The sequence below is a fragment of the Marinobacter nauticus ATCC 49840 genome, from assembly GCF_000284615.1.
GTDB classification, from domain to species: Bacteria; Pseudomonadota; Gammaproteobacteria; order Pseudomonadales; family Oleiphilaceae; genus Marinobacter; species Marinobacter nauticus.
In genome coordinates, this window is record NC_017067.1 from 3,447,533 (window position 1) to 3,462,100 (window position 14,568).

Annotated in this window: 3 protein-coding genes; 1 reads left to right on the plus strand and 2 read right to left on the minus strand. The window is 58.2% G+C overall.

The annotated features are described in order from the left end of the window. Window positions 1–4 precede the first annotated feature (4 nt). The gene (locus MARHY_RS16010; protein ID WP_228703057.1) at window positions 5–1,837 is read right to left on the minus strand and encodes a TolC family outer membrane protein; all 1,833 of its coding nucleotides are present in this window, start codon (window positions 1,835–1,837) and stop codon (window positions 5–7) included. 353 nt (window positions 1,838–2,190) lie between these two features. Between MARHY_RS16010 and MARHY_RS16015 the strand changes: the two genes are divergently transcribed. Further along, the gene (locus MARHY_RS16015; protein ID WP_014422746.1) at window positions 2,191–12,522 is read left to right on the plus strand and encodes an Ig-like domain-containing protein; all 10,332 of its coding nucleotides are present in this window, start codon (window positions 2,191–2,193) and stop codon (window positions 12,520–12,522) included. Between the two features lie 43 nt (window positions 12,523–12,565). Here MARHY_RS16015 and MARHY_RS16020 read toward each other — a convergent pair whose 3' ends face one another. After that, entirely contained in the window at window positions 12,566–14,518 is a 1,953-nt protein-coding gene (locus tag MARHY_RS16020; RefSeq protein ID WP_014422747.1) for a CASTOR/POLLUX-related putative ion channel, read from the minus strand. Window positions 14,519–14,568: the final 50 nt, after the last annotated feature.

Consider the following 14,568-nt stretch of genomic DNA (forward strand, 5'->3'; position numbering starts at 1 on the left):
GATATCAGTTTCCTGCAACCTCTTGCGCCTGCAGAACACGAATATCGACCCTGCGGTTGGCGCTCACTGCCGCCTCGGAAGGCTGGGAAAACCGGGGCTGATAAAATCCCTGACCTGTGAGCTTTAGTCGAGTTCTTTCAATAGCATAGTCGTTAACCAATGTCTCTGCGACCGCTTCCGCCCGGCGCATCGAGAGTTCCCGATTATAAACCGGCGCCCCCGTTCTGGAAGCATGGCCAACGATCTCCGCTTGCGCATCCGGATTAGACACGAGGTACTGTCCGAGATCCCTCAGGTAAGCCTCACTGGCAGACGAAATGTCGGCAGAATCATTGGCGAACTCAATCACCATTGTTTTTACCACCTCAGGGGGTTCGGCAATGGTACAGCCGCGAATATCCACCTTGCTGCCTGCCGGCGTTCCGGGACACTGATCTTTATAGTTCTTCACCCCATCACCATCGGAATCGAGCAACAACCGGACCGACTGGTCCACTTCAACGGCCGGGCACATGGAGTCTGTAAACGGGAGCGGAGAGGCGCCAAGGTCGTCCAGGGAGGGAAGACCGTTTCGAACCAGCCCCAGAGACACAACCAATTGCCCCATCTCGGCCTGAACGCGCGCCACTGCCAGTTTCTGATCGTAGATTGCATTCACATAGGCACGGCTGGCATCGAAGTATTCGTTCTCCGCATCCAACACATCCAGCAAGGTGCGTTCACCAATATCAAACTGATCTTTGTAAGCTGTCCGCACCCGCGCTGACGAGAGGCGGTGGTTGTTGAGAATCGGAATCTGGCTCTCCAGATTGCGCACATCGTTGAAGGCAATCTGAACTTCCTGGCGAATATCAACGCAGGCTTTGTCACGAAGATCCTTGGCTACATTGACCCTGTCGTAGGCACTGCGCACCCTGGCCCGGTCGGCGCCACCGCGATACAGATTCATACTCAACTCAAGACCAACCCGGCCATCGGTCTCGGAATCGTCGAAGCCCAGATCGTCATACGAGCGATGACCATAGCTGGCCACCAGGTCCAGCTTTGGATGAAAGCCTGAACGACTTTCCTCAACGCTGGCCTCTGCCGCCCGGATCTGCCGATGCGCGGCACGGAAGGACGGATTCGCTTCATAAGCAATACCCAGGGCCTCCTGTGCAGTCGCTGGTACAAGCTCAACCCCGATCATGACCTCATCCGGCTGACTGGGTGCTTTTTCTCCTATGATTCTGAGATAACGAGCCCGAACGTCGTGCAAATTACTGGCTACCGTGAACAGATTGGCTTCGGCCAGTGATAAACGTCCATTGATCTGCTCGAGGTCTGCTGCTCTCGCAACGCCCGCCTCGGCACTTGAGCTTACCTGTTCATACACATCCTGGTGTGTCTGCAGATTATTCCTGGCCAACTCCAGAAGCTCTTGCTGACGGCTGACGTCAAGATACGCTCGCAGGGCTTCAAGGCTGGTGTCTTCAATCTGGGCGAGCAGCTCAAAATAACTGACCAGTTGTTCCTCTTCAAAGCGCTGAACGGCACTTCGGGTCTGAAAGCCATCGTAGAGCATCTGGGTCAGGGTCAAACGACCGTCGTAGCCATCAAACTCACTGACTTCGCCATAATTGCGATGTTCCCAGCCATAACGGGCCGTCGCGTCCAGAGAGGGCTTATAATCCCCTTTTGCGGCCGATTTGTCGTGGCCGGCAACCAGAAACTGGTGCCAGCTCGCCTGAACTTCCGGATTGTGCTCAATAGCATTTCTGACCGCCTCCAGCACACTACCCTCTGCAACAGGTTGGCTGCCATAGGTCTGCGCAGCGGTGATCGCCGGCGCAGTCATACAAGCCAAGATCGCAAACGCAACAGCCCGGCACTCCAAGACCTTTCTTACCATTAAAAGCTCCAAAATCATCACACGAATCATGGCACCACGTTGTTCACTGCTGACCAACGCTCAAGTTACGAGGCTACCCGCATTATCGCCCACCCGGCCCGAAAAAACCGGCCGTCAATTGTACAGAAATCACGCAAAAAAAGATGGATTTTACAACTGTTTACAATCAAACACAGGGAATCTACCCAACCTGTACCTGAGTCCAGTAGGCGACGATTGGCAGACAGTCTACTGTAAACGACACTACGAAGTTTCTTAAATTCACTTGCTTGTTCGATTTTGCAATATAGAGGAACGCCATGAGCATCACGATCGCGATCGTTGTTAACGTTACCGGAAACGCTTGGGCAGAAGCTCCCGACGGGAGCCACCGCCTGCTGCAACCGGGCGACGCACTGATGCTTGGCGAGCGCCTGATTACAGCTGATGACGGGCGGGTCACGCTGGACTTTGGCTATAACAACGAAGCAACCGTCGATAGCGGTGTCTCCATACTGGCCAGCGCGGAATTAGCCAATAATTTTGTCCCGGCAGCGACCGACAATTCACTGGAAGACAGCAGCGTTGAACAGGCTCTGGCCGCCATCGAAGATGCTCTGGGCTCGAGCCTTGATGATATAGAAGCTCCCGCAGCCGGTATTGACGGTGGCAGTGCGGGCGGCAGCAGCTCTGTTCGCCTCGCAAGGATCGTCGAGAATATTAATGGCGCCGATATCAGCTTGAACCTGCAGTCCCTTGATAGCGAGACGCCCCTAATTAATGACGGTGGTGTTACGACCGGGTCCACCGCCGAGGCCCAACCATTGCCGGGCAGTATCGCCATTGACAACGTTTCTCCAGTGACTGGCGACAGCAATAACCTGATCGTAAACGGCAACAGCAGCAATCTGTTGGCCGGCAACAGCATCATCGTTACCGTGACTGATCAAAACGGGAATTCCGTTTCACAAACAGTCACGGCAGGGCCGGATGGCAAATTTACTTCGGTAATCTCCCAGTTTCCGAATATGGTCGACGGCCCGATTACCGTCGGGGTATCGGCGCAAGGATCGGATGGCAATCTGGTGTCTGCCACAACAGAAGGCTCCCTGGATCTGATCGCCGGCAGCGTATCTGTTACATCAACGATCACGGATCACAGTAGCCAGACCCTGGGCCTGGATGGCACGACCACGGATATTGCACCAGGCAGCGCCGTGACCATTGTGGTTACCGATAGCAATAACAACAGCCTTACAACCACAGCGACGGTGGGGGATGACGGCTCGTTCTCACTCACGGGCGTCGATATATCAGGCCTGGTGGATGGCGATCTGGCCATTACCGTTACCGGCGAAGATCGCAACGGTAATGCCGTTACCGACTCGGCCAGCGGTTCTTTCGACGCGACTGCTGGTGCTCTGACTGTCTCTCTTGACACCGTGGATAACACGGCGCAAACCGCGAACCTGTCTGGTACCACCACGGACGTTGCGCCGAATGAGCAAGTTGCGATTACCATTACCGACTCTGCTGGCAATATCGTGAACGCCATCGCCACCGTCGGTGCGGATGGCTCCTACAGCCTGACCGGTGTCGACATCTCCAGCCTGGTCGATGGCAGCCTGACCGTGGAGGCCTCGGCTCAGGACCGTAATGGCAACGCCTTGACTGACTCGGCCAACGGTGCCCTCGATGCCACCGCCGGTGATCTGACGGTCTCTGTCGGCACCATCGATAACACGGCGCAAACCGTGAACCTGTCCGGCACCACCACGGACGTCGCGCCGAATGGGCAAGTTGCGATTACCATGACCGATTCGGCTGGCAATATCGTGAACGCCACCGCCACCGTCGGCGCCGATGGTTCCTACAGTCTGACCGGCGTCGACATTTCCAGTCTGGTCGACGGTGACCTGACCGTGGAGGCGTCCGCGCAGGACCGTAACGGCAATGCTGTGAGTGACTCGGCCAACGGCACCTTCGATGCCACCGCCGGTGATTTGACCGTCTCTGTCGACACTGTTGATAGCACAGCTCAAACCGCGAACCTGTCCGGCACCACCACCGACGTGGCCCTGAACAGCCAGGTTGACCTAACCGTCACCGACTCCGCCGGCAATGTCGTCACTGCCACCACGACTGTCGGCGCCGATGGTTCCTACAGTCTGACCGGCGTGGACATCTCCAGCCTGGTCGATGGCAACTTGACCGTGGAAGCCACGGCTCAGGACCGTAACGGCAACGCTGTCTCCGACTCGGCGGCAGGCTCACTTGATGCGACTACCGGTGCTCTGACCGTCTCTCTTGACACCGTGGATAACGCAGCGCAAACCGTCGACCTGTCCGGCACCACGGCCGATGTGGCGCCAAACAGCCAGGTCAACGTGACCATCACGGATTCCACTGGCAATGTCGTTAACGCGATCACCACCGTCGGTGCGGATGGCTCCTACAGTCTGACCGGCGTGGACATCTCCAGCCTGGTCGACGGCGACCTGACCGTGGAGGCCTCGGCGCAGGGCCGTAATGGCAACGCCTTGACTGACTCGGCCAACGGTGCCCTTGATGCGACCGGCGGTGCTCTGACCGTCTCCGTGGACACCATCGACAACACGGCGCAAACCGTGAACCTGTCCGGCACCACCACGGACGTCGCGCCGAATGAACAGGTCAGCATCACCGTCACCGACTCCGCCGGCAATGTCGTCACTGCCACCACCACCGTGGGTGCCGATGGTTCCTACACTCTGACCGGCGTCGACATTTCCAGCCTGGTCGATGGCAGCCTGACCGTGGAAGCGTCCGCACAGGATCGCAACGGCAATGCCGTCACCGACTCGGCGACCAACAGCTTTGACGCCACCGCAGGTGCTTTGACGGTCTCTGTCGACACCGTCGATAACACCACGCAAACCGCGGATGTATCCGGCACCACCAGTGACGTAGCACCAAACAGCCAGGTTAACGTGACCATCACCGATTCCGCTGGCAACGTCGTCAACGCCACCACGACCGTCGGCGCCGATGGTGCCTACACCCTGACTGGCGTCGACATCGCCAGCCTGGTCGATGGCGCCCTGACCGTGGAAGCCTCGGCTCAGGATCGCAATGGCAATGCCGTGAATGATTCGGCCAACGGTGCCTTTGATGCGACCGGCGGTGCTCTGACGGTCTCTGTCGACACCATCGATACCACAGCGCAAACCATGAACTTGTCCGGTGCTACCACGGACGTGGCGCCAAATGAGCAAATTGCGATTACCATCACCGACTCTGCCGGTAATGCCGTCACTGCCACCACCACCGTGGGAACCGATGGCTCTTACACTCTGACCGGCGTCGACATTTCCAGTCTGGTCGACGGCAACCTGTCCGTGGACGCTTCCGCGCAGGATCGCAATGGCAATACTGTGAGTGACTCGGCTACTGGCAGCTTTGATGCCACTGCTGGCGATCTCGCCGTGACCATTAGCAACGTCGATAATGGTGCCCAGACTATCGATCTGTCCGGCACCACGACCGATGTGGCGCCAAACAGCCAGGTTAACGTGACCATCACGGATTCCGCTGGCAATCTCGTTAACACCACCACGACTCTAGGCGCCGATGGCTCCTACACTCTGACCGGCGTCGACATTTCCAGCTTGGTCGACGGCGACCTGACCGTGGAAGCGTCCGCGCAGGATCGCAATGGCAATGCTGTGAATGATTCGGCCAACGGCACGTTCGATGCCACCGCCGGTGCTCTGACCGTCTCTCTCGACACCGTGGATAACGCAGGGCAAACCGCGAACCTGTCCGGCACCACCAAGGACGTGGCGCCGAATGAGGAAGTCAGCATCACTGTCACCGACTCCGCTGGCAATGTCGTTAATACCACCGCCACCGTGGGCGCCGATGGCTCCTATTCCCTGACCGGCGTAGACATCTCCAGCCTGGTCGACGGCGACCTGACCGTGGAGGCCTCGGCCCAGGATCGCAACGGCAATGCCGTCTCCGATTCGGCTACCGACAGCGTCGATGCCACCGCCGGTGCTCTGACCGTCTCCGTGGACACCATCGATAACACGGCGCAAACCGCGAACCTGTCCGGCACGACCTCGGACGTGGCGCCGAATGAGCAAGTTGCAATTACCATTACCGATTCGGCTGGGAATATCGTGAACGCGGCCGCCACCGTCAGTGCTGACGGCTCCTACACCCTGAACGGCGTGGACATCTCCAGCCTGGTCGACGGCAACCTGACCGTGGAAGCCTCGGCTCAGGATCGCAATGGCAATGCCGTGAATGATTCGGCCAACGGTGCCCTTGATGCGACCGACGGTGCTCTCACCGTGGCCGTCGCCAATATCGACAACACAACTCAGGCGATTGATCTGTCCGGCACCACCACGGACGTCGCGCCGAATGAGCAAGTTGCGATTACCATCACCGACTCTGCCGGTAATGCCGTCAATGCCACCGCCACCGTGGGTGCCGATGGTTCCTACACCCTGACTGGCGTCGACATTTCCAGCCTGGTCGACGGCAACCTGACCGTCGAAGCCACGGCCCAGGATCGCAATGGCAATGCCGTGAGTGATTCGGCCAACGGCAGCTTAAATGCCATTGCTGGCGATCTCACCGTTACCTTGGACACCGTCGATAACGCGGCGCAAACCGTGAACCTGTCCGGCACTACCACGGACGTGGCGCCAAATGGACAAATTGCGATTACCATCACCGACTCTGCTGGAAATGCCGTCAATGCCACCACCACCGTCGGCGCCGACGGTGCCTACACCCTGACCGGTGTGGACATCTCCAGCCTGGTCGATGGCAACCTGACGGTCGAAGCCACAGCTCAGGATCGTAACGGTAACGCCGTCACTGACTCCGCCAACGGTTCCCTGGATGCCACCGCCGGTGATCTGACCGTGTCTCTCGACACCGTCGATAACACGGCGCAGACCGTAAACTTGTCCGGTACTACCACTGACGTGGCGCCGAATGAGCAAGTTGCGATTACCATTACCGACTCTGCTGGTAATGCCGTCAATGCCACCACCACCGTCGACGCTGACGGTGCCTACACCTTGACAGGCATGGACATCTCCAGCCTGGTCGACGGCGACCTGACCGTGGAAGCGTCCGCGCAGGATCGCAACGGCAATGCCATCACCGACTCGGCAACCGGCACCTTCGATGCCACCACCGGTGATCTAACGGTGGCCATTGCCAATGTCGATAACGGTAACCAGACCATCGATCTGTCCGGCTCGACCACGGATGTGGCACCAAACAGCCAGGTTAACGTGGCCGTCACCGATTCCGCTGGCAACGTCGTTAATACCACCGCTACTGTCGACGCCGATGGTTCCTACACCCTGACCGGCGTAGACATTTCCAGCCTGGTCGACGGCGACTTGTCCGTGGAAGCCACGGCCCAGGATCGCAACGGCAATGCTGTGAGTGACTCGGCCAACGGTTCCCTGGATGCCACCGCCGGTGCCTTGAGTGTCTCTGTCGACACGATCGACAACACAACCCAAACCGTGAACCTGTCCGGTACCACCACGGACGTGGCACCAAACAGCCAGGTTGATGTGACCATCACCGACGCCGATGGCCATGTCGTTAATACCACCGCCACCGTGGGCGCCGATGGCTCCTACACCCTGGCTGGCGTGGACATTTCCAGCCTGGTCGACGGCAATCTGACGGTCGAAGCCACGGCTCAGGATCGCAACGGCAATGCCGTCAATGACTCAACCACTAGCATTCTTGATGCGACTGCCGGCGACCTGACGGTATCTCTCGACATCGTTAATAACGCGACGCAAACGGTTAACTTGTCCGGTACCACCAACGACGTGGCCCCGAATGAACAGGTCGACATCGCCGTCACCGATTCCGCTGGCAACGTCGTTAATACCACCGCTACTGTCGACGCCGATGGTTCCTACACCCTGACCGGCGTAGACATTTCCAGCCTGGTCGACGGCAACCTGACGGTCGAAGCCACAGCTCAGGATCGTAACGGTAACGCCGTCACTGACTCCGCCAACGGTTCCCTGGATGCCACCGCCGGTGATCTGACCGTCTCTGTCGACACCGTCGACAACACCGCGCAGACCGTGAACCTGTCCGGCACCACCACGGACGTGGCGCCAAATGGACAAATTGCGATTACCATCACCGACTCTGCTGGTAATGCCGTCAATGCCACCACCACCGTCGGCGCCGACGGTGCCTACACCCTGACCGGTGTGGACATCTCCAGCCTGGTCGATGGCAACCTGACGATCGAAGCCACAGCTCAGGATCGTAACGGCAACGCTGTCTCCGACTCGGCGGCAGGCTCACTTGATGCCACCACCGGTGATCTAACGGTGGCCATTGCCAATGTCGATAACGGTAACCAGACCGCCGATCTGTCCGGCTCGACCACGGACGTGGCGCCAAACAGCCAGGTTAACGTGACCATCACCGACTCGGCGGGTAGCACGGTCACTGCCACCGCCATCGTCGGTGCCGATGGCTCTTACACTCTGTCCGGCGTCGACATCTCCAGCCTGGTCGACGGCGACCTGACCGCGGAGGCCTCGGCTCAGGATCGCAATGGCAATCACGTGAGTGACTCGGTCACCGGTAGCTTCGACGCCACCGCCGGCGATCTCGCCGTGACCATTAGCAACGTCGATAATGGTGCCCAGACTATCGATCTGTCGGGTACCACCACCGACGTGGCCCCGAACAGCGAAGTTGAGGTGACAATCACCGACTCCGCCGGCAACGTCGTTAATACCACCGCCACGGTCGACGCTGACGGTTCCTACACCCTGACCGGCGTGGATATTGCCAGCCTGGTCGATGGCAACCTGACGGTCGAAGCCACGGCCCAGGATCGCAACGGCAATGCTGTGAGTGACTCGGCCAACGGCACCTTCGATGCCACCGCCGGTGATCTCACCGTGTCTATTGCCACCATCGATAACGGTAACCAGACGATCAATCTGTCGGGTACCACAACGGACGTCGCCCCGAACAGCCAGGTTGAGGTGACCATCACCGATTCCGCTGGCAACGTCGTGAACGCGACCGCCACCGTCGGTGCGAATGGCTCCTATTTCCTGACCGGTGTGGACATTTCCCGCCTGGTCGATGGCAGCCTGACCGTGGAAGCGTTAGCACAGGATCGCAACGGCAATGCTGTGAGTGACTCGGCCAACGGCACCTTCGATGCCACCGCCGGTGATCTGACCGTCTCTGTCGACACCGTCGACAACACCGCGCAGACCGTGAACCTGTCCGGCACCACCACGGACGTGGCGCCAAATGGGCAAATTGCGATTACCATCACCGACTCTGCCGGTAATGCCGTCAATGCCACCACCACCGTCGACGCCGACGGTGCCTACACCCTGACCGGCGTGGACATTTCCCGCCTGGTCGATGGCAACCTGACGATCGAAGCCACAGCTCAGGATCGTAACGGCAACGCTGTCTCCGACTCGGCGGCAGGCTCACTTGATGCCACCACCGGTGATCTAACGGTGGCCATTGCCAATGTCGATAACGGTAACCAGACCGCCGATCTGTCCGGCTCGACCACGGACGTGGCGCCAAACAGCCAGGTTAACGTGACCATCACCGACTCGGCGGGTAGCACGGTCACTGCCACCGCCATCGTCGGTGCCGATGGCTCTTACACTCTGTCCGGCGTCGACATCTCCAGCCTGGTCGACGGCGACCTGACCGCGGAGGCCTCGGCTCAGGATCGCAATGGCAATCACGTGAGTGACTCGGTCACCGGTAGCTTCGACGCCACCGCCGGCGATCTCGCCGTGACCATTAGCAACGTCGATAATGGTGCCCAGACTATCGATCTGTCGGGTACCACCACCGACGTGGCCCCGAACAGCGAAGTTGAGGTGACAATCACCGACTCCGCCGGCAACGTCGTTAATACCACCGCCACGGTCGACGCTGACGGTTCCTACACCCTGACCGGCGTGGATATTGCCAGCCTGGTCGATGGCAACCTGACGGTCGAAGCCACGGCCCAGGATCGCAACGGCAATGCTGTGAGTGACTCGGCCAACGGCACCTTCGATGCCACCGCCGGTGATCTCACCGTGTCTATTGCCACCATCGATAACGGTAACCAGACGATCAATCTGTCGGGTACCACAACGGACGTTGCTCCAAACGAGCAGGTCAGCATCACGATTACGGATTCCTCCGGCAACGTGGTAAATACCACCGCGACGGTAGGAGCAGACGGTTCGTATACACTGAATGGTCTGGATATCAGCAGCTTTGAAAACGGCCAGATTTCTGTCAGCGCCAATGCGATCGATCGCAACGGTCAATCGGTATCGGATTCTGACAGCGATCTGCTGGACAAGAACTTTGCACCCGACGCACAAGCAGATAGCTTCGGTGGTGTAGCCGTTCAAGGACTGTTCGGGGAGTACTATGCGTACGCTCAAGGTAGTGACGGAGGCAACCTCTCCAATGTTGCCCAGGTCAAAGCCTTCATTGCCGCCAATGAGGCCGATGCCACCTTTATCGGTAGAAATATCGACTATGGCTCTGTGAGCGGAGATCTTGGTGGCAACGGTAAAGTTCAGTCGTTCCTCAAAGACGATGCCGGCTCGCTAAGCACAGATCCCGAAAACAGTTCAGATGCCATCGTGAAGCTCACCGGCAATCTGGAACTGCAGGCTGGAACCTACCAGTTCCGAGTTCGTGCAGATGATGGCTATCGAATTGAGGTTAATGGCCAGACGGTTGCCGAGTACAATGGTAATCAGGGCGCGAACACCCGCACGGGCAGCGAGTTCACACTGACGGGAGATGGCCCTCATTCAGTGGAAATCGTTTACTGGGATCAGGGTGGCGCAGCACAGTTGCGTATCGAGCTCCGGGAGCAAGGTGGCGCCTACGAAATATTCGGCTCTCAGCATGCCAGCCATGGTAGCGAGAATCCGGCTTTGGTAGTAAACGAAAACCAGACCCTCGAAATTGATCCAGCCGTCCTGTTGGGCAACGATAGCGACAGCAATGGAGACATCCTGACGATCCAAAGTGTTCAGAGTGCCACCAACGGAACAGTCTCTATTAATGGCGACGGCAACATAGTATTCACCCCGGATGAACACTACTCCGGTAACGCCTCGTTCACTTACACCGCCAGTGATGGCCGTGGCGGCACCGACACCGCAACCGTCACTCTGGATGTAAAGCCTGTAGCGAGCGCACCAACGCTCAGCTTACAGGATGCGGTCAGCGCCCAGGTTGGCGCAACAACAATTTCCACAGGCTCATCAGACACTGTTGTTGACCCCGTTGCTTTCAATTCAGGTGATGGCATTTCAAGGGAAGCTCTGGAGAGCGAATTGAATGTCGCCCAGAACTACCTGAACAACCGGTTTGATCCCTCAGGAACGGGTGTCAATGATTCCGGAACCGTTAACATCCAGGATGGCAAACTGACAGAAGCCACTTACAAGCTTTCAGCCGGCACCGAAATTCGTTGGGACTATACGTTTATCAATGGCGAAGATGATTTCTGGGAAGTATCACGAGGCTTCAATGACATTGTTGCACTAGTGGTGATCTCGCCATCAGGGGCGCGAGAAACCATTCTGGTCGACTCCTCCGAAAACAAATATCCGGACCAGAGTGCAACTGGCATTCAGAGCTTCACGGCAACCGAAAGCGGACATCATCAGTTTCAGTGGATTGTCCTCAATGGTGGCGATAAGAACAAAGATTCGTCTCTGACACTGAGTGCTCCGAGTTTCGCCCTCCCGAATGTAGCCGGCAGTTTTGGTGTACCCGTTGACCTGGCCATCAACGCTGAATTGGCAGACCCGGACGGATCCGAAACCCTGTTGATCACTATTGCGGGTGTTCCGGCTGGAGGTGCGTTGTCTGCGGGCACGCTGAACGCGGATGGATCATGGAGCCTCGTCAGCGGCGACCTGGAAAACCTGCAACTACTGCCTCCGGTTGATTACAACGGTGACGTCCAGCTTACGATTACCGCAACAGCAACAGAATCCGCCAACGATGATTCCGCATCGGTTACGGATACCCTGTCGGTCACCATTACCCAAACAAACAATACCACTTCGGGTACAGAAGGGAATGACACCCTGCAGGGGGCGGCGTCCGACGACCTTATGCGGGGTTACACTGGCAACGATTCGCTATCTGGTGGCGATGGGAACGATTATCTATTTGGCGGCGCCGGCAATGATACCCTGATCGGTGGTACGGGCAGCGATGTACTCACTGGAGGCATGGGTGCCGATGTCTTCCAGTGGGAGCTGGGGGACGCCTCCGATGCTGACCCGACTCAAGACGTCATTACCGATTTCGCACTGGATAATCAGGGATATACAGGAGCTGGAGACGGCGATCAGTTGAATTTTACCGACTTGCTTCATGACGCAGACGCAGCGTCTATCAGCAATTATTTGATGGCCCAGGAAGAGGACGGCGACACGGTCATCTACGTAAATACCGGAGGCACTCTCGATAACAACACAGACAACGCAAACCAATCCATTGTTCTGAGTGGCGTCAGCATGGACGGGCAGTCGTCCGAGCAGTTTATTGATAGCCTGCTGGCAAGCAACCAGATCAAAATCGAGTAAGCGGAAACCACCGCGCCGGTGCCAATGCACCGGCGCGGACTTGTCAGGCCGTTCTACAAAGGATCACCAAGCGATCCTCTGCCCGGAGATCCAGATACTGGCTCCGGGGCAGGTTTAGCTGCAAATGCCGCCCGCGTTCATCCGCTTCGTCCCGAAAAACGCCCAGGGCAATTTCACCGCGCTCCGCCACAATCTTTTCTAACACCTGGAAATCCGCGCTGGCCGGCAACGGGTAGTCGTGGGGGTTCCGGAACTGGATTTCTGCCCCACCCTCCGTGAACAATTCATCCAGCACCACCCGCAGTTCTCGCCGCAGGGCCACCTGAGCCAGTACATGACTGAGGATCATCGGGCTGATCAGCATCTCGCTCTTGTGGCCGTACAACAGATGGCGGTTGTCCGGGTCACTCAGTTCCATAATAATCTGCGGTCGCCTGGGGGCGGCCGACAGAACATCTTCCAACTGGAGATAGCCCACCATGGCACGGGCATCGGCTTCCTCTCCGGAGCCAACTCGATCACTGCTGAGCAACATCACTGTGTCGTATCCAGCTGGATCAAGGCGCCGAAGGTCCTCTTCCACCATGTAGTCAGCTTCCAGCAGGCGACCGTTTACTTTCGACAGGTCAACGCCGTAACGCTGCATTTCCCGATTCCGGTCATCCAACGGAATCGCCGACACCAGATCGAGTTCAAAAACCCGACTGCCATAGCTGGCAAACTCGGCCGCCATGGTCGGCACCCTGCGGTTCCAGCCCAGTACCAGCACCCGGTGGACACCCGGAACCGGCTCTGGCAGGGCCTGATTTTGTCTTCGCTCCAGCTTCGGCAACGTCGCTGCCTTTGGCACGGCCACGGTATGCTGGTAATCCCGGGCCAGAAGCACAACCCGGTCTTCGTTGCGGATGACCGTGCCGGAATCTGCCAACAGATTGACCTGCCAGCCCCCGCTCGGGTTTGGATGCAACAAACCCAGGACAATCGCATTGGGCCGCTGGCTTGCCAGCTCTGCCAAGGTCAGGCCTTCAGCGGTTTCTCCCCCACGCACGAAAATCTCGTTGCCTTCACCAGCGGTCAGCAACTCGTTGTAGACCTCGGAAAGGTTCGGGTGGATGACGTTCTGAACCATCAACCTGCTGATGGTGGCATCACCGGCCACCACTTCCACGGCCCCGGGGTAGGCCCGCTCGATAACGGGCAGTTTACGCATGTCCTGAATTTCAGCCACCACAAAGGGCAGCCGGGCGTTGTAGTGCCTGGCCTGGGCGGCGATGGACAACAGCGCCTTCACGGTTTCAACATCGGAGGTTATCAGCGAGCCGCCCTCGTGCACCTGGCTGGGCACAATCACCGCCGCCGCATCCAGGCAGGCAACCCGATGCAACGCTTCCGGCTGAATGGCAGAGCCGCTCCGCAGAATCACTTCCCGGGCTCGCCGGCCAATACCAGGCTCCCTGATCAGTTCGTGCAAATGCTCGACACTGGCCTCTTCCGCCAAAAGAACCAGCCGCAGTTTCTGGGCGTCATGTTTCTCCAGAAACCGGGCCATACGTCCGGACGAACCAAATAACTCCGCTACCAGCGGCGGCGTCTGGGCGGTCCAGCCCAGCACGACGATATGGTTTTTCAATGTCACCGGAGTAAGGCCACGCTCCAGATCTTCCATCTTGGCAATCAGCCAACGGGTGAGAATGGCCACCAGGGTACCCATGAACACCACGTAGCCCATTATCGTCAGAAGAGTAGAGACAATACGTTGCCAGGTGCCCACATCGTCTCCCAGGTAACCCGGATCGGTCAGGCGCAAAAATGCCCACCAGATGGCATGCCCGGCACTTTCAAACTCGCCGGCCTGGGGCAGCACCACCAGCAGACCACCAATCAGCGATATCAGCGCAATAAAGCCTCCGACCACCAGCAACTGGAAACCAGCCCCCTTGACCAGTTGGCGCTCCACAATGAACTTGATCCGGTCGATAATTCGAAATGGCAGCATTCGGTCCCTTATAGCGTTGTTCATGCGGCAAACGGTTTGCCGGTTTCTGA